The organism is Acinetobacter lactucae (assembly GCF_013122135.1).
Classification (GTDB): domain Bacteria; phylum Pseudomonadota; class Gammaproteobacteria; order Pseudomonadales; family Moraxellaceae; genus Acinetobacter; species Acinetobacter lactucae.
The window spans coordinates 1,789,577-1,810,720 of record NZ_CP053391.1; the positions used below are offsets into that span (position 1 = coordinate 1,789,577).

Here is a 21,144-nt window from a genome sequence, read left to right on the forward strand (position 1 = left end):
GTATATTAATGGAATTAAGACATCTGCGTTATTTTGTTACCGTGGTTGAAGAACAAAGTCTGACTAAAGCCGCAGAAAAGCTTTTTATTGCTCAGCCACCACTCACGCGTCAAATCAAAAAGCTAGAGGAAGAGTTAGGCATTGATTTGTTTGTGAAAGGCTCACGTCCATTAAAGGTGACAGAGGCAGGGCTGTTTTTTTACCAACATGCTGTTCAGATTTTAACGCATACGGCTCAAGCTGCTTCGATGGCTAAAAAAATGAAGCTGGTCGAGAATGTTGTTAAAGTTGGCTATGTGAGTTCGCTTCTTTATGGGCGATTACCGCAGGTCATTTATCTATTTAGACAAAAAAATCCTGACATTCATGTCGAGCTTATTGAATGTGGCACACGAGATCAGGTCGAAGCTTTAAAGTTAGGAAAAATTGATTTAGGTTTTGGTCGCTTACCAATTAGTGACCCAGCCATTAAGCGACTTCTACTTCGAAAAGAAAAATTAAAACTCGCGATTCATAAAAAACATCCTTTAAGTGAGTTCCAAGAATCGGGAATTTATTTATCTCAAATTATCAATGAGACAATTTTTTCTTATCCAACCACACCTAAACCGAACTTTTCGACCACTATTCAAGCTTTATTTACCAAATTAGGTCTTGTTCCTGCCAAACTGACTGAAGTCCGCGAAATTCACATGGCACTCGGTTTAGTGGCATCGGGTGAGGGTATATGTATTATTCCCGAAAGTGCCTGTGACATTGGAATGAAGAATTTAACTTATTTAAATATCTTGGATTTAGAAGCCTATAGTCCCATTTCTCTATCGATGCGCAACATGGACCAAAGTTCATACATTCCTAAAATCTTAGATTGTATTGAAGAGATCTATAGTCAAGAAGAAGTATCTAGAAATCTAAATTTATAACTTTTTAATACGTTTTAAATTGAATTATCATGTTATTTTAAAACTTTAAACCTATAGGTAATATGTAAAAGGAATTATTGAATGAGAAAAATTTTAGGGATAGCTTCACTTATTATGTCTACTGGTGTTGTACATGCTGAACAATTAAATGAACAAGAAAAAATTTCTCCATATAGTGCGAATATTACTTTTGCTAGCCAATACATTTCACGTGGTTTTCAACAAACTTGGGGCAAGCCTGCATTACAAATTGGTCTAGATTATGCAAATCCGAATGGATTATTTGTGGGAACTTGGGCATCGAATGTAAGTTCTAACTATTTGCGAGATGCTTCAGTTGAGTGGGATGTTTATGCAGGTTATATCAAAACTTTCGATAAGTTTTCGGCTGGAATGACGGTTTTTTATTACTACTATCCGGGAGCTGAAAGCACGCCTGAAACGGGGAGTACCAGTTATAACTATGGCGAAATCGTGCCTCAAATTGGTTATGGACCTTTGACTCTTAAATATTATATTACCTATACCCCAGATTATGCAGGCTATAACTCCGATACGATGGGCGGCCCTGAGGGTAAACGTTCACGGGGAACAACTTATTTAGATCTAACTTTTACTCAGCCTATCAATGAGACTTGGACTTTTGGTGCTCATTATGGCTATGAAAGAATTAAAAATTTCTCGGAAGCTAATTTTCAGGATATGAAAGTCGAGCTGATTAAAGATTTAGGTGATGGCTGGACTACTGGCTTAGCCTATACCAAAGCTTGGGACAAAGATGGGTTCTATAAAAAGTATAGTAATGGTGAACCTGATGCACCCATTTCTAACCCGATTGGTTCGACATTGACTGTCTCAGTTAAAAAAGTGTTTTAGTTTATAAATAAAAAAGCCTGATGACTTTATTTTGAGTTGTCAGGCTTTAAGTAATGAATATATAAAAATTATTTTTTAATTAAATCGTAAGCCATTTTGGTGTCGTCCAGCTGAACAAGTGAAGCATGACGAGCAGAAAGCGGGTCTTTATTTTCAATTGCGGTTAAAATTGCTTTATGTCTAGGTAACGAATGGCCTTGTAAATTTGGACGTAAACTGGTGACTTGAATCGATTGTTGTAAAGGTAAAACCAGCATTTTCGACATATACGCCAGCAAGTCATTATGCGTTGCTTTAGCAATTGCTAAGTGAAATTGAATATCTGGCTCTATAAATTCTTCAACTGTTGTCGCTTTTTCCATCCCATCATAGGCATGTTTAATGCGTTCAATATCTTCTTCGTTTGCCGTACTTGCCGCAATATAAGCAAGCTCAGGTTCCAAAACGCGTCGTACGGTAGAAAGTGTTTTGAAAAACTCATGTTCAGGCGTCGTTTGAATCAACCAAAACAATACATCCGGATCGAGCAAATGCCATTCTTCTTTAGGCCTTACTACAGTTCCAATTTTTGGTCTTGAGTAAGTTAAGCCTTTCGCGTTTAAAACACGGATTGCTTCGCGAAAGACAGGGCGGCTGACTTTATATTCCTCACATAAATCAACTTCACTTGGGAGCTTTTCATTTTCTGAGATTTCACCAGAAACAATTTTTAATCCCAATTGTTGAACAATTAATGCATGTTGGCTTTTGCTTGGAATAGGATTTTTATAGTCAGCTTTACTCATATTTCACTATTACGACATGTTGAATATCCTATGGTATAGATGACCTTGTGTTTTAACAAGATCATCTTTTTCAAGAATAAATATTAATGGGAATGGTGTGGAACTTCCGAGCCTCGACAACCGACCAAGAAATCAAAATCACAACCTTCGTCTGCTTGTAGAACATGTTCTACATAGAGTTTGCGATAGCCGCCAATAAAACTTGGTGGTGCTGGAGGCGCTAAATTCTCAAGACGTTGTTTAAGTTCTTCATCACTCACTTCCAGATGAAGTTTTCCTTCATAGGCATCGAGTTCGATAAAGTCACCATTTTGAACTACGGCTAAAGGCCCGCCAGCCATAGCTTCAGGGGCAACATGTAAAACCACGGTGCCATACGCTGTACCGCTCATACGTGCATCGGAAATACGAACCATGTCGGTAATGCCTTTGGCTAAAATCTTTGGTGGTAATCCCATATTTCCAACCTCAGCCATGCCTGGGTAGCCTTTAGGACCAGCGTTTTTCATGACTAGAATACAAGTTTCATCGACATCTAGGTCTGGGTCATTAATACGGGCTTTATAGTCATCAAAGTTTTCAAATACGACTGCACGACCGCGGTGTTTCATCAGTTCTGGTGTTGCAGCAGAAGGTTTAAGCACAGCACCTTTAGGGGCTAAATTACCGCGTAAAATACACATGCCGCCATCTTGTCGAATTGGGTTATCTATTTTTCGAATCACTTCATCGTTATAAATAGGTGACTGCTGGCAATTTTCCCAAATGCCTTGACCATTTACGGTTAAAGCGTGTGGATGTGGTAAGAGATTGGCTTCGCCCATACGACGGATTACGGCTGGTAAGCCACCGCTATAATAGAACTCTTCCATGAGAAAACGACCAGAAGGCTGCAAGTCAACAATCGTTGGCATACCTCGGCCAACACGGTTCCAGTCATCGAGTTGTAAATCCACCCCAATACGTCCAGCAATTGCCTTTAAATGAATCACGGCATTGGTTGAACCACCAATAGCGGCATTAACTTTAATCGCATTTTCAAAGGCTTCTTTGGTTAAGATTTTAGAAAGGCGTAAATCTTCATGAACCATGTCGACAATACGCATGCCAGAAAGGTGAGCTAACACATAACGACGAGAATCTACTGCTGGAATGGCTGCATTGTGTGGTAAAGAAGTGCCTAAGGCTTCTGCCATACACGCCATGGTAGAAGCAGTACCCATGGTATTACATGTACCCGCTGAGCGTGACATACCAGATTCGGCAGAAAGAAATTCATTTAAATCGATTTTGCCTGCTTTTAACTCTTCATGCATTTGCCAAACGATGGTACCAGCACCAATATCTTTACCTTTGTGTTTACCATTCAGCATTGGCCCACCAGTTACTACAATGGCAGGAATATCACAGCTTGCTGCACCCATTAATAATGCAGGTGTAGTTTTGTCACAACCTGTTAGTAACACCACCCCATCAATAGGGTTACCACGAATAGCTTCTTCAACATCCATACTGGCTAAGTTACGGGTAAACATGGCAGTAGGGCGTAAATTCGACTCACCATTTGAAAATACTGGAAACTCAACAGGGTAGCCACCAGCTTCTAAAATCCCTTTTTTTACGTGTTCGGCAATTTTTCGAAAATGGGCATTACATGGTGTGAGTTCAGACCACGTATTACAAATCCCAATGATCGGTTTACCTTGAAACTCATGATCTGGAATTCCTTGATTCTTCATCCAGCTGCGATACATAAAGCCATTTTTATCCGTTGTACCAAACCAGGCAGCCGAACGAAGAACTTGTTTGTTATTCATACAAATTTCCCTATATAGTATTACTATTAGAACCAATTGATTTAAAAATACACCATAAATTTTATTTTTAAAAGGTTTGAAATTTAAATAGTATTACTATATTTTAAATTGAAAGGATAATTTACGAGCAAGATGCTCTATAAGTAAATAATAGGAAATGGAGTCGAAGATGGATTTCGAAAAGGATGTAATACGGACGGTCACGTTTAAGCTCATACCCGCATTAGTCATACTATATCTGGTGGCATACATTGATCGTGCCGCTGTTGGGTTCGCTCATTTGCATATGGGTGCCGACGTCGGAATTGGTGATGCAGCCTATGGTCTAGGAGCAGGCTTATTCTTTATTGGGTACTTTCTTTTTGAAGTACCGAGTAACTTACTTTTAGACAAATTTGGTGCCCGCAAATGGTTTACCCGCATTTTGTTGACGTGGGGTTTAATCACCATGGCTATGGCGCTCATTGAAGGGCCGAAAAGCTTTTATCTCTTACGGTTTTTACTGGGTGTAGCGGAGGCAGGCTTTTTCCCGGGTGTTTTATATCTCATCACTCAGTGGTATCCGGTGCGTCATCGCGGAAAAATTATGGGAATGTTTGTGCTTTCACAACCCATTGCCATGATGATTGCGGGGCCTTTAGCGGGTCTATTACTTGGGATGGATGGCATTGCAAACTTACATGGTTGGCAATGGTTATTCATTGCAGTCGGCTTACCTGCAGTTTTATTGGCTCTACCAACATTCCTGTGGTTACCAGATAATATTGATAAAGTGAAATGGTTAAGCATTGAACAAAAACAATGGCTTAAAAATGAACTTGTTAAAGATGAAGCCGAATACGATCAAACTCGACATGCCAATCCATTACATGCTTTAAAAGACAAACGCGTACTTTTATTAGCATTGTATTACTTACCAGTGACTTTAAGTATTTACGGTTTAAACCTCTGGCTGCCTTCTATTATCAAGCAATTTGGAGGCGGTACTGATCTTCAAATTGGCTTCTTATCTAGCATTCCCTACGTTTTTGGAATTATTGGATTATTAATTATTCCACGTAGTACCGATCGTCTAAATGATCGCTATGGACATTTAAGTTTTCTCTACGCACTAGGCGCTTGCGCAATGTTTTTAAGTGCTTGGCTAAATTCTCCAGTCATGCAGTTGGCTGCTTTGGCTGTTGTTGCATTCTGCCTATTTTCATCAACTGCTGTGTTTTGGACATTACCGGGCCGTTTCTTAACAGGCGCAAGTGCAGCGGCTGGCATTGCCTTAATTAATTCTGTCGGAAATTTAGGTGGCTATGTTGGGCCATTTGGCATCGGACTTTTAAAAGAATACACAGGAAATATGGCTGCAGGTTTGTATTTCTTATCTATCGTCATGCTTTTTGGTCTGATTTTGACTTATATCGTCTATGCCAAGCTCGAACGTCAAAAAACACAAACAGTGAATATTCAAAAGCCTTTGTAAGGATTAAAACATGCAAATTATTCAATTTGAAAATCGTGCAAATCAACGTGCCGTTGCCAAAGTAGAAGGCAACACGGCATATCCGGTTAAAAATATTCAATCGGTTCGTGATTTAGCACTTTTGGCAATTCGTAATAAAGTTTCATTGGAGCAACAAGTTGAGGCGTTAGGGTTTGAATCAGAGACCTATGATTATTCATCTTTATTAGCAGATTTAAAGGTACTGCCGCCTTTAGACCATCCAGATCCAACGCATTGTTTAGTTTCTGGTACAGGTTTAACTCATTTAGGTTCTGCATCAGCACGCGACAAAATGCATCAGCAAAATTTAAGCGATGACAGCTCAGTGACCGACACCATGCGGATATTTCAATGGGGGCTACAAAAGGGCCGTCCACCAGAAGGTCAGGTCGGTGCGCAGCCAGAATGGTTTTATAAAGGCGATGGTTCAATTGTGGTAAGACCGGGAGCGGAGTTGCCTTTACCTCCATTTGCTGAAGACGGTGGCGAAGAGCCTGAAATCGCTGGCCTATATGTGATTGGAGAAGACTTAAAGCCTTACCGAATCGGGTTTGCACTGGGTAATGAATATTCTGACCATGTAATGGAGCGCCGTAATTATTTATATCTGGCCCATTCAAAATTACGTTTTTGTAGTTTTGGTCCAGCTTTACGAACAGGCGAATTACCGAAACATTTAGTGGGAACCAGCCGCTTGCGTCGTGATGGACAAATTATTTGGGAAAAAGAGTTTTTGTCGGGTGAGGACAATATGTGCCATAGCTTGGCAAATCTGGAATATCACCACTTTAAGTATCAACAATTCTTAAAAGCAGGGGATGTTCATATTCATTACTTCGGTACAGCCACTTTATCTTTTGCCGATGGTATTCAGGCACAAGTCAACGATGAGTTTGAAATCGAAATGAAAGAATTCGGTCTTCCCCTTAAAAACAAACTTGCTCATACACAAGCAGAGTTACCGATCGGTTCAGTTATAACACTTTAAGGAATTTAAAATGGTCATCGGACACAACTTTATTGGCGGTTCACGTAGTGCACAAAGTACAACTTTATTGAAAAGTGTGAATGCAACAACGGGTGAGGCTTTGCCTTATGAGTTTCACCATGCAACCGAACAGGAAATTAATCAGGCCTGTGAAGCTGCAAGTCAAGCCTTTAAGACTTACCGCCATACTTCACCTGAACAGCGTGCTACTTTTTTAGAAAACATTGCTGATGAACTCGATGCTTTAGGAACAGATTTTCTAGAAATTGTCTCGCAAGAAACTGCTTTGCCACTTGTACGTTTGCAAGGTGAACGTGGCCGTACCAGTGGACAAATGCGCCTGTTTGCTAAAGTGTTGCGTCGTGGTGACTTCTTAGGGGCTCGTATTGATACAGCTTTGCCTGAGCGTCAGCCTTTACCTCGCCCAGACTTGCGCCAGATTAAAATTGGTATTGGCCCTGTGGCAGTCTTTGGGGCAAGTAACTTTCCACTCGCTTTTTCAACTGCGGGTGGTGACACTGCTTCTGCACTGGCAGCTGGTTGTTCGGTAGTGGTGAAAGCGCATAGTGGTCATATGGCGACAGCAGATTTTGTGGCTCAGGCAATCGAACGTGCTGTCGAAAAATCAAATATGCCTAAAGGCGTATTTAACATGATCTACGGTAATGGTGTGGGTGAACCACTGGTTAAGCATCCTTTAATACAGGCTGTAGGTTTTACAGGCTCTCTTCGCGGTGGCCGTGCTTTATGTGATATGGCCGCAGCCCGTCCACAACCGATTCCTGTCTTTGCGGAAATGAGCAGTATTAACCCGATGCTGATGTTACCGGAAGCCTTGAAAAACCGTGGTGAAAAAATTGCACAGGACTTAGCCGACTCAGTTGTTTTAGGCTGTGGTCAGTTCTGTACCAATCCAGGTTTAATTTTAGGTATTAAATCAGCTGAATTTAGCCAGCTCATTCGTAACCTAACCGAAATTATGGGCGGTAAACCTGCACAGACTATGCTGAATGCAGGCACCTTAAAAAGCTATACCGCTGGTCTTGAGCATTTAACCCAGCATCAAGGTATTAAACACTTGGCAGGTCAAACCCAACAAGGCAATCAGGCACAGCCACAACTATTTAAAGCTGATGTGGAGCTGTTACTTGCAGGTGATCAGCTTTTACAAGAAGAAATCTTTGGTCCAGCGACAGTGGTAATTGAGGTAGCAGATAAAGCTCAACTTGTGCAAGCCCTACAAAGTATGAATGGACAACTGACAGCAACTTTAATTGCCGATGAAGCAGACTTCACCGAGTTTGCAGATGTGGTTCCTGTGCTAGAAGAAAAAGCTGGCCGATTACTTATAAATGGCTACCCAACGGGTGTTGAAGTATGTGATGCCATGGTACACGGCGGGCCATATCCAGCGACTTCTGATGCACGAGGCACCTCGGTTGGAACTTTGGCCATAGACCGTTATTTGCGCCCAGTCTGTTACCAAAACTACCCGCAAAGTTTGTTGCCGGAAGCTTTAAAAGACAGCAACCCATTGCAGATTTTAAGACTGGTCAATGGTAAGATGACCAAAGCAGCGATCTAAAAATGAAAAAGAGACCACTAGCTGGTCTCTTTTCATATCCTAAAAATAAATCTATAGCGGAGTAGGCAAATTAAGCAGGACTTGAGCATCGTTAACTTTTAAAAGAAAACTATTTTAAACATTATAAAAGATAATTTTTGATCTAATTATAATTTACTATACATATTAATATTTATATAAAGTAGATTGTTTATTAAAGGATAGTATTTATATTTTTCTTTAAATTACATAAGAGTATTAAAATTTTAGGACAAACAATTAGTATGTTAAAATAAATTTTTTGTACTCTAAATAGATTGAAATATTACCCATCTTATAACTGATAGAATAAACAACCTATTTAGCCACTACCCCTATGAATAGCGATGAACATGTCGACAGCTGAGCGGCAGTAGGATTTAATTGTGTTATCGTCTTCTGCTTTTGCATCATCGAAACGTGCAATAATCCGGAGGTTGGATCCTTTGAAAAGCGCGACAAACAAGTGGGCGGACTGAAGAGGATAAGGCACGTTTAGAACCTTCTTCATGTGTAACCGACGGAGTAGTGCCTCAATTTGTCTAATGACATGAACGAACACGACTTCGTAATGTAGTTCGCTTAAAAGTTTTTGGTTTGTCCTATCAGCTATGATCATAGTCTCAAGACTACGGAAGTCCGAGCTCAATAGAGTACAAAGTAGAGATGATCCCACTGACATAAGCTGTTCTTCGGCTGAACCATCGAGATCTTTTAGAAAAGCATGAGTTGCAAAATGTTGGCAGCGGGTGGCGACAACCGCGCTGAAAAGGGCTTCTTTATTCTCGAAGTGTCTATAAATACTCAGCTTAGAAATATTTGCACGTTGGGCGACCATGTTCAATGTCGCTGCTTTAAAACCTAATTCTACAAATAGTTCGTATGCTGCATCGATTATCGTTTGGCTAAGTGTTAGATTGGCAGGCCGACCACGTTTGCCTCGATTGTTTTTAGTCACAATAATTACTATCCTTTTTATTCTAATTAATAAATTTTGATATCAAAAAATAACGAATGCGTTGAGTCGAAATCACTGTTTGAATTGATCATGGGTTTAGATAGGGCAATATTTAAAGCTAGGCTTAGAGGAGATTTTTAAAATGGACTACAAGAATGTAGCCCATTAATTATTTACGGCACTAACAAATGCTTAGCCCTATGAATCCTTTTTAGCAGCAAGCGCTTTGCGGTCAGTTAGACGATCATAGAAGGCTGCTCCCTTGAAACCTGTTTTAAATACACACCACTGGAGTGGTTCAGGTAGTGTCGAAGGAGTCTTGTGGTATAAGTTCTTCAGAATAGGATTTTCTACTCCTTTAATTTTCTCGGCAAGGAGCTGTCCCATGAGTGACTGAGTTGCAAGCCCATGTCCCGTACAGCCCGCGGCATAGATAATGTTTTGATGTGGTCCAGTTGATCCAACCACAGGCAAAAAGTCATAAGCCACACTAACGTAACCACTCCAGCAGTGCTTAATGCCAAGACCTTTCAATGTGGGATGACGCTCACGTAAGGTCTGTGCGAGTGCAGCATAGGCGTCGTGATCTGGTACGTTTGGAGTTTTTGAACCGTAAACATAATTCAACTTCTTAACTGTCAACACCATTGTGTTGTGGGCAGTAAGACGATGACTTTCCATCATGAGGTGCGGTGTAATAATACCTTCTCGGCCAGGCCAACCCAGAGATTCCAATTGCTTTGGAGATAATTGGTGGGTTTCAATTGCCGAAACCCGTATTGGCGCAACTTTATCACGCAGCAATCCTAACTGAGGTGTGAAAGCATTTGTAGTTAACACCATGATGGGTGCGCTGGCACTACCGCGTGCGGTTTTGCATGTAATGATTGGTCCTTCGTTATAAGAGAGCACTGGTGTTTTCTCATAAATCTTAACACCTGCTTGTATGGCTGCACGGCGTAAACCACTCACGTATTTACCAGGGTTTAGCGTGCCGCCGCGCTGTTCGCTACCAAACAAAAAAGCTGGTGGAATCCCACGAGCACGCATTTCAGCTTGATCTACAAAGCGAGTATGGGACCCTAGTTCTTCACCAACTCTCATACTACGGCGTAGCCATTTTTCCTGCGAAGGATCTATGACAGCGCGGATAATGCCAGAAGGATTGTAATCACAATCAATGCCTAACTCGACTAGACGCTTTTCAACATAGGTCACACCCTCATCGTAGAAATTAACAAATTGCCTTGCACGGTCAACGCCAAGGCGCTTGGCGAACACTTCGAATTCAATTCCCATACTACCGAGCAGATAGCCAGCATTACGGCCGCTGGCACCGAAACCACCGAACTCTTGCTCAAGTACGATGACTTTTGCACCACGAGCAGTGAGTTCAAGAGCTGTCGACAACCCGGCAAAACCAGCACCGACCACAATAACATCTGCACTAACAGAACCTTCCAGTTCCGGTTGAAGGTCGCTAGGCTGTTCTATCCAGCCACCTAAAAGACGAAATGGCATTGATTCAGGGTTGCCACTCATCACTTGTTTATCTGAATAATTCATTCGTTATCCTTCTATATCATTTCACAGTGCTAGAGCACTGGTTTTAATCCTTTTTAAAAACAATGCATTTGCTATGTTTTTACTGGCGAGCAGGAACAAAAGATTGCATAGAAACATTTTGTGATCGCTCTAGGGCTGTATATGCGTAATACAATTGAATAATAGAGAACCCCCAGGTAATAAAAGCCAAAGTCATAAAAATCATATGGTTGTCATCGCCAGGTATAGGGAAGAAGTCATATACGATAGCTATCGATAGACTGCTTATAACTGTTAATGTAGTAGCCAAAGCATGTACGATCTCTCTGGCACGTACCAAACAAATAATGAAGTAACAAAGGTAAATCACCAGAATTACCCACATAACTATGTAAAAATATGGACGTATTTCGTCAAAGAAATCCGCCAGAAAAACAACAAAAGTGCCGGCAAATGAAAATGCGAATAATAGAAACTCCTTAAGAGGAGAAGGTTTGTAATTATGGGTCAGAGCCATCAGGCCAAGCACGGCAATAATTGGCATACCGAAACTACGTGAGAATGAATCAAGAAACATAGTAATTGAAAGATTAACATTCCAAGCAGTCAACATGTAAGCAACAAAGTTAGTGGCAGAGAAAGCAACGATCCAACATTCTAAGCCGAGCAATATATTCTTTTTCTTGAGAAATTTTGCGCCGTACATCCAGCCAATAAGTGCTAATACAATACAGGCAACCAGCCCGCAAATATTTACAATTTCCAAAATAGCGGCATGTGTCATTTCATTGTTTGTTAGGATTTTTGATGCCGTAGCTTCCGTTTCACTGCCGGCATCTAGACCGAGAATTTTCATAATAGACTTCCTTGTAATTAATTGACTGTCATGTCAGTAAAATAATATGTTATGATTAATTAGTAAACTACTTTTTATTTATGGCGATAATGGAAAACAAAATAGGAAGGCCGAGTAAAGCTCAGGAAAGGTCTTATGAAATTCTTCAAGCGGCTGTTTCTGTAGTGGCGAGGGAAGGACTCGAAGGAATTACTTTTGCCAAAGTAGCTGAAGCTTCAGGCATGCAACGTACTCTAGTACATCATTATTTTTCGTCACGTTCAGAGTTAATGAACGCTTTCATTGAACATTACATTTCGAAAATGGGGACTGAAATTATTCATCGTTTTAGTGGGAAACCATTGAGCGAACGAATCATAATGATGTTCACACCGGAAGTGTATCGGACTCAAGATGATTTAATCGTTTGGTTCGAACTGGTTGCTCAAAGTGCGAGAAATCCGTTTATCCAGCAAATGCTCCATACACTTTGGACAAAGCATTGGCTTCCGGATTTTAAAAATCAATTGGCACAAGAATATACAAAAGCACCTCCAGAGGCGATTAGCTCAGCGGCCTATGTCATTGTTTGTTTATTTGAAGCTTATTGGGCGTTCAGTATTCAAGGCGTCACTGATCAACACAGACAAAAGCAAATGGAGCAAACGGTATTAATGATTTTAAATGGGCTAAGCTAAATTTAATACTTAATAAAAATGTGAATATAGAGGATGTTAAAGCTCTCTATAAATGGCTAGATCTTCTAAGGAGTAGTTGCGTAGTGAACAACAATAGGTAAGATAAAAGATTAGAAAATTTATAAAGTACGGTATCTATGAAGAAAAATTCAAAACTTGATCAAGATACACTTTTTATTAAATTACTATTTAAGTCATCTGCCAAAGTGACAGAAGATGAAGTTGAGTACTATCGAAAATATCCTGACCAAATTGACCAAGTCACAGCGCCTATTAATATCCACAAAATATTTTTATGGACTGGAGCACTTTTAGGAATTGTTGTAGTAGCAATCGCTAAACTCCTTAAATTTTCTGGTACTTTAGACTTTTTGTCAGAAGGCGTTTTAGAGTTCGTCATAGATATTATTTATGAAAGTGGAATTGCTTTAATTGGTGCAGCAGTGACCGCTTATATGCTCGGCGTCCTACTGAATAAACAACAAGAAAACGCCGTAAAATGGCGAGAAGAAATTCGTAAACGGATAGAAGAAACTAAACAATAGATAGAAAAAAAGCTAAAGTGATTTCACTTTAGCTTTTTTATATTTAGTTTTTCTGATCATTTAAACTATGATTTATTAAATGTTGGCTCAATATACGACGAAGTTCTAATACTGTTTCAGGTTTTAGTTGGATTGAATGCCCACCTTTAATGACTTTTTCTGAAATAGCCCCCTCCAAATGAGCGCTCTTATAGGGAACGATACCGTCTGTAATGGTGTTTGGATCATCGCTTTTGGTGATATTGCCCATAATAGAGTGAAAAACTAGACCTTCTTTAGGGGTTATGCCTGAGGTGAGTTCCATAAACTCAGATTTATTACTCAGATCGCTAGGGCCATTTTGAAGTTTATTATTGATAGTTCTTACAAAGTCTTTAAGGTCGTCATCATTACTTATCAATGTATCAGTTAAGGTTTTTAAAAATGTAGAGGGTAATCGAATAATTTTACGTGCAGTTAAAGTGAACCAACGATCGGCATAGTTTGTCCCCCGATGCGGAGCCGCAAGGAAAATGACGCGATCAAAGTTTGGAATGGGTTCCATTTTTAAACGTTCGCCAATTACAGGATGTTTTCTCATACGTGCTTGTTCATAGTTACTCATCATAGGTAAGGCTTCTTTTAAAATATCAGCATTACTCACTAAAAGCCGACTAATAATTCCTCCCATGCTATGACCAATTAAAACAGCATTAGTGGCAGCTGGATCTTGAGGATTAAGAGATCCAAATGCTTGCTTCAATAATGCGTAAATTTGAAAACGACTTTCCAAAATAGGCATATTGGTTGAGTAAAAGATTTGCCAAACTTGATAATTTTCACGTAACGTTTTATCTCCCATAATTTCATTGGTTACTGCAATCCATGCTTCTGGACTACTGGCAAGCCCGTGAACCAATACAATTACTTTTTTATTTGGATTATAGGGTTCAAGCATATATAAATGCGGCATGTTTAATCGTTGATTGCGGTCAATCAGTGTCAAATATGCAGCCGCACCTAGATTATTTTCGGCCAGCCATAAACCATAAGGTGCAGAAAAATTTGCTGCCAGTGAGTATTCTTTGCCCGCAATATTAATTTTTTCGACATTGTAAGGGTCATAGATTTTTATTTTGAAATCTGGACTATTCAATATGTCACTTTGGGTCGTTATTTTATTTTGTGGTTCGGCCACAAGAGTAGAAGCGAGATAATGGGCTTTATGAATATTGGGATTGATGCCATTTGGGTAGTTGTAAGCTAATGGATCAAGAATATAAGGGTTCTCTTTTTGAGATGGGTCTTCATTAGAGTGTAAAACCGCAACAAAATCTGAACCAAAACCATCACGACGGTTAATACTTCTTAAACCAGAAAAATTCATGTTGTAGCTTGAAGTGAATTTTTCAAGTTTTTTGCCTTGTAATTTTTGATAGGACTCAATATCAATCGTATATGTACTTTTACCAATTTTTATCTCGGAAGGAATTGTTGCGGAAGTATTCTTTTCACTATACACATTCACTAATTGATTGAGTGCTTGATTATAAAAATCTCGAATTTGTACTTGTCGATTATCAAAAATACGATCTTGAGGTTCGCGAGACGACTTAAATAAATAAGCATAGCTATAGCGAATAGTTTTATCTAAAGCGTGAAGTTCTTGTTCCAAACAGTCCCCATTGTTTGCTTCTTCAGCTTTAGCATTTACATTATTATTGGTTTTGCAATCATAAGACTCCGAAAGAGCTAAAGCTTTTGAGAGATAGAGTTCACTGGCAGTAGATAATAATTGATCTCCCTGAATTTGAGGAATTTTCTCTAAATCAGCAATACATGCTTCTGGAGTTTGCATGCAAATTTTTGCATCCATACCAGACATATATAAAACATTTAGGCTGGCTTCACTTAATTTTTTTTGGGTGAGAATACTATTACGTTCGTTTGAAATAGTGGTATGAAGTGTCTGTTTTTTCAAGCTCACCAACTGACAGCCACTTGTAATTACTATACTAAATAGGCTGAGAATATATAGGGATTGGCGTAGGGGGAATATTAGTATTTTCATAAATAGACCTCATAAATAAGGCAGGGCAAAATTCAATTCAACTGAATTAAATATGCGAAAAAACAAATTTCTAATCGTCCTTTTTAGAAAAAATATGAAATTTAAAGGCTAATGATGATGCCTAATTAGCCTTTAAAGATTTTTTGAGAATAGATTATTTATTTAACCCTCCACCCAAGGCTTTATAGAGTTCAATTTGATTATTTAATTTGGTTTGTTCGAGAATCAGTAAACCTTGTTGAGCCGAATATGCAGAACGCTGAGCATCCAAAACAGTCAAATAACTATCAATCCCGGCTCTAAAGCGGGCAGTAGAGAGTTTATAATTGGTATCGGTTGCAGACACTAAACGGCGCTGGGCATTTAAACGTTCTTCGATATGAGCATGGGCTGCTAAGGCATCATTGACTTCGCGGAAAGAAGACTGAATCGCTTTTTCATATTCAGAAAGTGCAATCTTTTGGTCGATCTCTGAAACCTTAATATTGGCTTTACGCGTTCCCCAGTCAAAAATAGGCAGGTCTATACTAGGACCAACTGACCATGCAAAGCCGCCAGATTTAAATAAATCTTTCAGTTCCGTTGATGCATATCCAGCTGAACCTGTGAGTGTAATGGTCGGAAACATGCGGGCTTTTGCAGCGCCAATGTTGGCACCAGCTGCACGAAGTTGATATTCAGCTACTTTTAGGTCTGGACGGTTTTGTAGTAAATCGCTACTTAAGCCTGTTGAAAAATTCTTTTCTTGAGTAATCGTTTTAACCGACCGAGTCGGAAGTAGTTTTGATGGAATCGCTTGTCCAGCCAAAAGATTTAACAAGTTCTGTGCTTGTGAAACTTGAGTTCTATAGTTTGCGACATCATTACGTGCTGTTTCGACTGAAATCTGGGCTTGGCGTAAAGGTATTTCACTATCAATCCCGACGTTAAAACGTTTCTGGTTGAGATTGTATGAATCAAGTTGAGCTTTTAAGGTTTGCTGCGCAAGGTTTAAGTTTGCTGTTGCAAACGAATAGTTTAACCAAGCTTGTGCAACTTGGCTCACCAAACTAATTTGAGTTGAGTCTTTAGCACTTTGTGTTGCAAGGTAGTTATTTAATGCCGCATCTTTAAGACTTTTAACACGGCCCCAAAAATCTAGCTCATACGCCGTTACACCTAATCCTACCTGAAATGTAGAATAAGGATTGTTAGGATCTACAGATGGGTTAACTTGCCTAATGGCGTTTGCTGTTGCACCAATAGTTGGAAGTTGATCATATTTAGTAATTTGGTATTGCTGCTGGGCACGCTCAATATTTAACGCTGCTGTACGTAAATCACGGTTATTATTCAAGCTTATTTCAATGACTTCCAATAAACGAGGATCGGAAAAGAAAGTTTTATATCCTTGTTTAGCAATTGAAGGACCAGAATAAGTTTCAGCGAAATTTTGTGGAATATCAGACTTAACAGCCGGTTGAGGCGATTGCATACTTATACATGCAGTTAAGGTAATTGAAAGTGTGGAAATCATAAATCCACGAGATAAAACAGCCGACTTAGACATGCTTTTCTCCAAATAATAGAATAAATTTAGATATAAGAGGAACAAGGGAAATTCTTTAATTTCCCTTGTTTTATTTCATTTAAGATTTAATTTTCTGCTTGGAAGAAAACAGTTTTTCGGCCGCACCTAGTACAAAGATAAAGAACACCGGTACAAAGAAAATTGCCAAAATTGTTGCTGAAATCATGCCGCCAAACACACCAGTTCCAAGCGCATGTTGTGTTTCAGAACTTGCTCCTGATGCAATGACTAAAGGCACAACACCACAAGTAAAGGCAAGGGAAGTCATGAGAATAGGGCGTAAGCGAAGTTTTGCTGCGGCAACAGTAGCTTCAACTAAACTCATTCCTTCTTCTTTGAGCATCTTGGCGAATTCAACAATCAAAATTGCATTCTTGGCGGAAAGACCAATGATCGTAATCAGGCCAATCTTGAAAAACACATCATTCATCAGCCCTTTGCACATAATGGCAATGATCGCTCCAAAAATACCTAATGGCACAACCAGCATGACAGATAGCGGAATTGACCAGCTTTCATAAAGAGCTGCGAGTACAAGGAACACAACGAGCATCGATAATCCAAGTAAGAATGCCATTTGTGATTCTGATTGTTTCTCTTGGAGAGAAATACCAGTCCATTCATAGCCAATCCCTTTTGGTAATTTTGCGATGAGTTGTTCCATTTCACGCATTGCATCACCAGATGAAGTATCGAAGTTAGGAATACCCGCAATACTTAAAGATGGACGTCCGTTGTAGCGGTTGTATTGTTGGGGTGCTTTGTTCCATTGAGGAGTCACAACTTCTGATAAAGACACCAACTGGCCGCTGGCACCCATTACTTTAAGATTCAAAATATCCTTTAATTGCATACGTGATTTTGCTTCAACCTGCACAATCACTTGCTGCATGCGACCTTGATTTGGGAAGTCATTGATATACATCGAACCCATTGATGTTGAGATAATGTCTGAAACATCAGCGAATTTAACACCCAGAGCACTTAATTTTTCTCGGTCAATTTTTAGAGAAATACTATCTCCTTGAGGGAGGCCCTCATTCCAAACCATATAAAACTTTTTATTTTTGGCAGCCATTTCCATTAATTGATCTTGGGCAGCAAGCAATGCAGGCATACCTAAGTTCGCTCGGTCTTGTAATCGAAGACTAAAGCCAGAGAACGTACCTAACTCATCAATGGCTGGAGGTAGAACAGCCATTGATGTTCCTTCTTTACTATGTGCCATTGTTTGATTAATTGAGTTGGTCATTTCAGATGCTGAAGATGTTCTTTCCTTGAAATCTTTTAGTGTTGTAAAGGCAACGGCAACGTTCTGACCTGAACCACCGAAACCCCAACCTAAAATTGACGTATTGCTTTTAATATCCGGATTGTCTTGAATACTTGCTTCAAACTCTTTCACGACACTTTTAGTTCGTTCAGTAGAAGCATCAGATGGAAGTTGGAAGGTTGTTAAAAACCAACCTTGATCTTCTTCGGGCATAAATGCGGTTGGCCAATATTTCATTCCAGCAAAAGTCGCAACTGTAATAATGATAAAGAGCACCATCATTGGAATGGAGTGTTTGATGACCTTAAAGAGAATGATTTCATACTTTTTAGTGAGGTTATCAAAAGTACGGTCAAACCATGCAAAGAATCCTTTTTTCTGATGATGTTCATCAATTGGTTTAAGAATTGTCGCACAAAGTGCGGGGGTTAAAATCAATGCTAACAGTGCAGAGAATAAGATAGACACTGACATGGTCAGCGTAAATTGCTTGTAAATGATTCCGACCGAACCACTGGCAAAAGCCATCGGTAAAAATACAGCAGCGAGTACTAAGGTAATCCCAATAATTGGACTGGTGATTTCTTTCATGGCTTTAGAGGTCGCCTCCTTGGGAGGTAAGCCCTCAGTCGCCATAATTCGTTCGACATTCTCTACGACAACAATCGCATCATCGACGATAATACCGATGGCGAGCACCATACCAAACATGGTGAGTACGTTGATTGAGAAACCTGCAATCAGCATGACTGCAAATGTTCCTAACAATGCAATAGGAGCAACAATTGCCGGAATGAGCGTATAACGGACATTATGAAGAAATAGATACATCACAATGAAGACCAAAACCATGGCTTCAAGTAATGTGTGAATTACCTTTTCAATCGATATTTTGACAAATGGAGCAGTATCGTAAGGAATACTAAATTGCATACCTTCCGGTAAATTAACTTTTAATTCTTCAATTTTAGCTCTGACACCTTCAGCAGTTTTTACAGCATTTGCGCCAGGGCTAAGCTGGATGGCTGCTGCCGTTGCTGGTTTACCATTTTCTAAAATAGCAAAGTTATATGCTTGTGAACCAATTTCAACATTCGCGACATCAGAAAGTCTAATGACACTACCGTTGATCTTACTTTTTAAGCTGATATTTTTGAATTGTTCAACGTCATTCAATTGTCCTTGGGCAGATAAAGGAACCGTAATAAGTTGTCCTTTTTCAGCAGGTAAATCACCTAAACGGCCAGGAGCGATTTCGACATTATTTTCACGAATTGCCGCATTTACATCACTGATTGAAAGACCATATGAAACTAACCTATTTGGATCTACCCAAATACGCATGGCTTTTTCGGCACCAAAAGATTGAACTTTACCAACACCTTCAACACGTTTTAACTCTTCAACGACATTTCGGACAAGGTAATCGCTCAGATCAACTTCAGAATATTGATTGGTAGGTGAATTAATACCCACTAACATTAAGAAGCCAGATGATGTCGCCTCGACTTGTAGACCTTGTTGACGAACAATTTGAGGAAGACGAGCTTCAACGGCTTTAATTTTATTTTGTACATCAACCTGAGCCATATCGACATCTGTACCTGGTTTAAAGGTAGCCGATATTTGAGCCATACCCGAAGTATCGGTGGTTGCGCTGTAATAAAGTAAGTTTTTAACGCCGGATAGTTCTCTTTCAATCAGTGTCACTACACTGTCATTAATTGTTTTCGGAGTAGCACCTGGATAAACAGCACTAATGGTGACCTGTGGAGGCGCGACGCTAGGGAAACGTGCTATGGGGAGTTTGGGAATACTAAGTAGCCCAAACAAGATAATGAAAATCGCAATCACCCATGCAAATACAGGGCGACGAATAAAAAATTGTGACAACATCATTGAGCTCCTTTATTAACAGGTGCTTTCCAATTCGTTATTTCAAGCTTTTGATTAGGTTGAATGCGATCAATTCCCTCAACGATGACTTTGTCACCTACTTTGAGCCCTTTATTCACTAAGTAGAACTGTTCATATTGCTGCCCAAGTTCAATTGGACGAATATCTGCAGAGCCTTTAGCATTGATGACATAAACCTGTGGATCACCATTGTTATTACGCTGGATCGCTTGAGCTGGTACAAGAAGGGCTTGAGGGACTGATGCTCGGTCAATATTGACACGCACATACATTCCAGGAAGTAATTTACGTTCAGGATTGTTTACTACAATACGAATGGTAACATCGCCTGTTTCAGGATCTACATTGATATCCTCAAATAGCATCTTTGCGCTAACATTGTAGAACTGACCTTGGCTATTAGAAATACGAACGGTTTTATCACTATTGGCAGACAACTCACCGCTTTGTAGTGCAGCCTGTAAACGTTCATATTCACCAATAGACTGCTTTACATCCACATAAACTTTGTCAATCTGCTGCACTGTAGCAAGAGTATTTGTGTCACCTTGGCTGACTAGTGCACCTTCGGTCACAAATGATTGCCCAATACGTCCAGAGATGGGAGCACGTACTGTTGCGTATTGTAAATTAAGATTTTGACGTACCAGTAAAGCTTTCATTTGCGCGACATCAGCTAAAGCTTGGCGATATTCAGCCTGAGCATTACTGACTTCCTGTTTACTAATCGCATTACTTGGTAAAAGTTGTTCATAGCGTTCCAACTGGACCTTTAAACGTGCGACTTCAGCTTCGGCTTTATTGAGAGAAGCTTTATTGCTGTTTACATCAGCCTGAAAAGTTTCAGCATTAATTTTGTAGAGGGCTTGACCCGCTCTAACTTCACTACCTTGAGTAAATAATACTTTTTCAATAATACCGCCGACTTGCGGACGAATTTCAGCAGTACGGAAGGCTTGAACGCGAGCTGGGAGATTCTCGCTAAAATTAACGGATTGTGGCTTAAGACTTAATACACTGACTTTCGCCGGTGGTACTTCTGGTTGTTTAGCTTCTTCGGAACTACAACCTTGGACAACCAGTCCAATAGACAAAAATAATGGAAGTAAAAAATGCTTTTGCATACTGTCCAACCTTATGGAGTTTTTGATGTTGTTATTATTTTGGGTAAGTGTGTAATCAAGATCTTTGAAATGTGGAAAAAGTGTGGAGATCAGCACATAAATAAGCGTATTATGATGTTTGTCTGAAATTTTTCGATGATTT

16 protein-coding genes are annotated in these 21,144 nt (G+C 39.7%); 7 read left to right on the top strand and 9 right to left on the bottom strand.

The genetic code is table 11. The annotated features are described in order from the left end of the window. Window positions 1-8 precede the first annotated feature (8 nt). Both HLV59_RS08320 and HLV59_RS08325 read left to right on the top strand, forming a co-directional pair. Window positions 9-923: a LysR family transcriptional regulator gene (locus tag HLV59_RS08320; protein WP_016140852.1), complete on the top strand. Its 915-nt coding sequence runs from the start codon at window positions 9-11 to the stop codon at window positions 921-923. Between the two features lie 81 nt (window positions 924-1,004). Then, window positions 1,005-1,799, top strand: a complete 795-nt coding sequence (locus tag HLV59_RS08325) for a TorF family putative porin (protein ID WP_216606767.1) — start codon at window positions 1,005-1,007, stop codon at window positions 1,797-1,799. A 68-nt stretch (window positions 1,800-1,867) separates the two neighbouring features. Here the strand turns inward: HLV59_RS08325 and HLV59_RS08330 are convergent, their stop codons facing one another. Both HLV59_RS08330 and HLV59_RS08335 read right to left on the bottom strand, forming a co-directional pair. After that, window positions 1,868-2,584: a FadR/GntR family transcriptional regulator gene (locus tag HLV59_RS08330; protein ID WP_002113901.1), complete on the bottom strand. Its 717-nt coding sequence runs from the start codon at window positions 2,582-2,584 to the stop codon at window positions 1,868-1,870. Between the two features lie 83 nt (window positions 2,585-2,667). Next, window positions 2,668-4,401, bottom strand: a complete 1,734-nt coding sequence (locus tag HLV59_RS08335; protein WP_031948463.1) for an IlvD/Edd family dehydratase — start codon at window positions 4,399-4,401, stop codon at window positions 2,668-2,670. 169 nt (window positions 4,402-4,570) lie between these two features. Here HLV59_RS08335 and abaQ point away from each other — a divergent pair, with 169 nt between their 5' ends. The 3 genes from abaQ to HLV59_RS08350 are packed head-to-tail and all read left to right on the top strand — an operon-like array spanning window position 4,571 to window position 8,469. Continuing rightward, entirely contained in the window at window positions 4,571-5,875 is a 1,305-nt protein-coding gene (gene abaQ / locus HLV59_RS08340) for a multidrug efflux MFS transporter AbaQ (protein WP_016140856.1), read from the top strand. A 10-nt stretch (window positions 5,876-5,885) separates the two neighbouring features. Further along, the gene (gene araD1, locus HLV59_RS08345) at window positions 5,886-6,884 is read left to right on the top strand and encodes an AraD1 family protein (RefSeq protein WP_171429729.1); all 999 of its coding nucleotides are present in this window, start codon (window positions 5,886-5,888) and stop codon (window positions 6,882-6,884) included. 10 nt (window positions 6,885-6,894) lie between these two features. Further along, the gene (locus HLV59_RS08350; RefSeq protein ID WP_081173663.1) at window positions 6,895-8,469 is read left to right on the top strand and encodes an aldehyde dehydrogenase (NADP(+)); all 1,575 of its coding nucleotides are present in this window, start codon (window positions 6,895-6,897) and stop codon (window positions 8,467-8,469) included. Window positions 8,470-8,809: 340 nt separating this feature from the next. Here the strand turns inward: HLV59_RS08350 and HLV59_RS08355 are convergent, their stop codons facing one another. The 3 genes from HLV59_RS08355 to HLV59_RS08365 form a co-directional block, all read right to left on the bottom strand. Next, window positions 8,810-9,445, bottom strand: a complete 636-nt coding sequence (locus HLV59_RS08355) for a TetR/AcrR family transcriptional regulator (protein ID WP_081173665.1) — start codon at window positions 9,443-9,445, stop codon at window positions 8,810-8,812. A gap of 198 nt (window positions 9,446-9,643) precedes the next feature. Continuing rightward, window positions 9,644-11,011 carry an NAD(P)/FAD-dependent oxidoreductase gene (locus HLV59_RS08360; RefSeq protein ID WP_171429730.1) on the bottom strand — a complete coding sequence of 456 codons (1,368 nt, stop codon included), beginning with the start codon at window positions 11,009-11,011 and terminating at the stop codon, window positions 9,644-9,646. Between the two features lie 79 nt (window positions 11,012-11,090). Then, the gene (locus HLV59_RS08365; protein WP_062848838.1) at window positions 11,091-11,846 is read right to left on the bottom strand and encodes a hypothetical protein; all 756 of its coding nucleotides are present in this window, start codon (window positions 11,844-11,846) and stop codon (window positions 11,091-11,093) included. 80 nt (window positions 11,847-11,926) lie between these two features. Here HLV59_RS08365 and HLV59_RS08370 point away from each other — a divergent pair, with 80 nt between their 5' ends. Continuing rightward, window positions 11,927-12,523 (top strand): TetR/AcrR family transcriptional regulator, encoded by a 597-nt coding sequence (locus HLV59_RS08370; RefSeq protein ID WP_171429731.1) that lies wholly within the window; start codon window positions 11,927-11,929, stop codon window positions 12,521-12,523. 137 nt (window positions 12,524-12,660) lie between these two features. Then, on the top strand, window positions 12,661-13,068 hold the full coding sequence (locus HLV59_RS08375; RefSeq protein WP_031948455.1) for a hypothetical protein: 408 nt from the start codon (window positions 12,661-12,663) through the stop codon (window positions 13,066-13,068). A gap of 43 nt (window positions 13,069-13,111) precedes the next feature. On the opposite strand, the gene HLV59_RS08380 is transcribed toward HLV59_RS08375, so the two are convergent. The 4 genes from HLV59_RS08380 to HLV59_RS08395 all read right to left on the bottom strand — a co-directional run bounded on the left by HLV59_RS08380 (window position 13,112) and on the right by HLV59_RS08395 (window position 21,002). After that, the gene (locus tag HLV59_RS08380; protein ID WP_171429732.1) at window positions 13,112-15,118 is read right to left on the bottom strand and encodes an esterase/lipase family protein; all 2,007 of its coding nucleotides are present in this window, start codon (window positions 15,116-15,118) and stop codon (window positions 13,112-13,114) included. Window positions 15,119-15,272: 154 nt separating this feature from the next. Next, entirely contained in the window at window positions 15,273-16,667 is a 1,395-nt protein-coding gene (adeC, locus tag HLV59_RS08385) for an AdeC/AdeK/OprM family multidrug efflux complex outer membrane factor (RefSeq protein ID WP_171429733.1), read from the bottom strand. A 79-nt stretch (window positions 16,668-16,746) separates the two neighbouring features. Further along, window positions 16,747-19,857 carry an efflux RND transporter permease subunit gene (locus tag HLV59_RS08390; RefSeq protein WP_171429734.1) on the bottom strand — a complete coding sequence of 1,037 codons (3,111 nt, stop codon included), beginning with the start codon at window positions 19,855-19,857 and terminating at the stop codon, window positions 16,747-16,749. Continuing rightward, window positions 19,857-21,002: an efflux RND transporter periplasmic adaptor subunit gene (locus tag HLV59_RS08395; RefSeq protein ID WP_171429735.1), complete on the bottom strand. Its 1,146-nt coding sequence runs from the start codon at window positions 21,000-21,002 to the stop codon at window positions 19,857-19,859. The genes HLV59_RS08390 and HLV59_RS08395 overlap by 1 nt, the downstream gene beginning before the upstream one ends. Between the last annotated feature and the right edge of the window lie 142 nt (window positions 21,003-21,144).

Coding starts and splice junctions, on each gene's coding strand:
- HLV59_RS08320 (WP_016140852.1), top strand. CDS start 9: ATGGAATTAAGACATCTGCGTTATTTTGTTACCGTGGTTGAAGAACAA.
- HLV59_RS08325 (WP_216606767.1), top strand. CDS start 1,005: ATGAGAAAAATTTTAGGGATAGCTTCACTTATTATGTCTACTGGTGTT.
- HLV59_RS08330 (WP_002113901.1), bottom strand. CDS start 2,584: ATGAGTAAAGCTGACTATAAAAATCCTATTCCAAGCAAAAGCCAACAT.
- HLV59_RS08335 (WP_031948463.1), bottom strand. CDS start 4,401: ATGAATAACAAACAAGTTCTTCGTTCGGCTGCCTGGTTTGGTACAACG.
- abaQ (WP_016140856.1), top strand. CDS start 4,571: ATGGATTTCGAAAAGGATGTAATACGGACGGTCACGTTTAAGCTCATA.
- araD1 (WP_171429729.1), top strand. CDS start 5,886: ATGCAAATTATTCAATTTGAAAATCGTGCAAATCAACGTGCCGTTGCC.
- HLV59_RS08350 (WP_081173663.1), top strand. CDS start 6,895: ATGGTCATCGGACACAACTTTATTGGCGGTTCACGTAGTGCACAAAGT.
- HLV59_RS08360 (WP_171429730.1), bottom strand. CDS start 11,011: ATGAATTATTCAGATAAACAAGTGATGAGTGGCAACCCTGAATCAATG.
- HLV59_RS08365 (WP_062848838.1), bottom strand. CDS start 11,846: ATGAAAATTCTCGGTCTAGATGCCGGCAGTGAAACGGAAGCTACGGCA.
- HLV59_RS08370 (WP_171429731.1), top strand. CDS start 11,927: ATGGCGATAATGGAAAACAAAATAGGAAGGCCGAGTAAAGCTCAGGAA.
- HLV59_RS08375 (WP_031948455.1), top strand. CDS start 12,661: ATGAAGAAAAATTCAAAACTTGATCAAGATACACTTTTTATTAAATTA.
- HLV59_RS08380 (WP_171429732.1), bottom strand. CDS start 15,118: ATGAAAATACTAATATTCCCCCTACGCCAATCCCTATATATTCTCAGC.
- adeC (WP_171429733.1), bottom strand. CDS start 16,667: ATGTCTAAGTCGGCTGTTTTATCTCGTGGATTTATGATTTCCACACTT.
- HLV59_RS08390 (WP_171429734.1), bottom strand. CDS start 19,857: ATGTTGTCACAATTTTTTATTCGTCGCCCTGTATTTGCATGGGTGATT.
- HLV59_RS08395 (WP_171429735.1), bottom strand. CDS start 21,002: ATGCAAAAGCATTTTTTACTTCCATTATTTTTGTCTATTGGACTGGTT.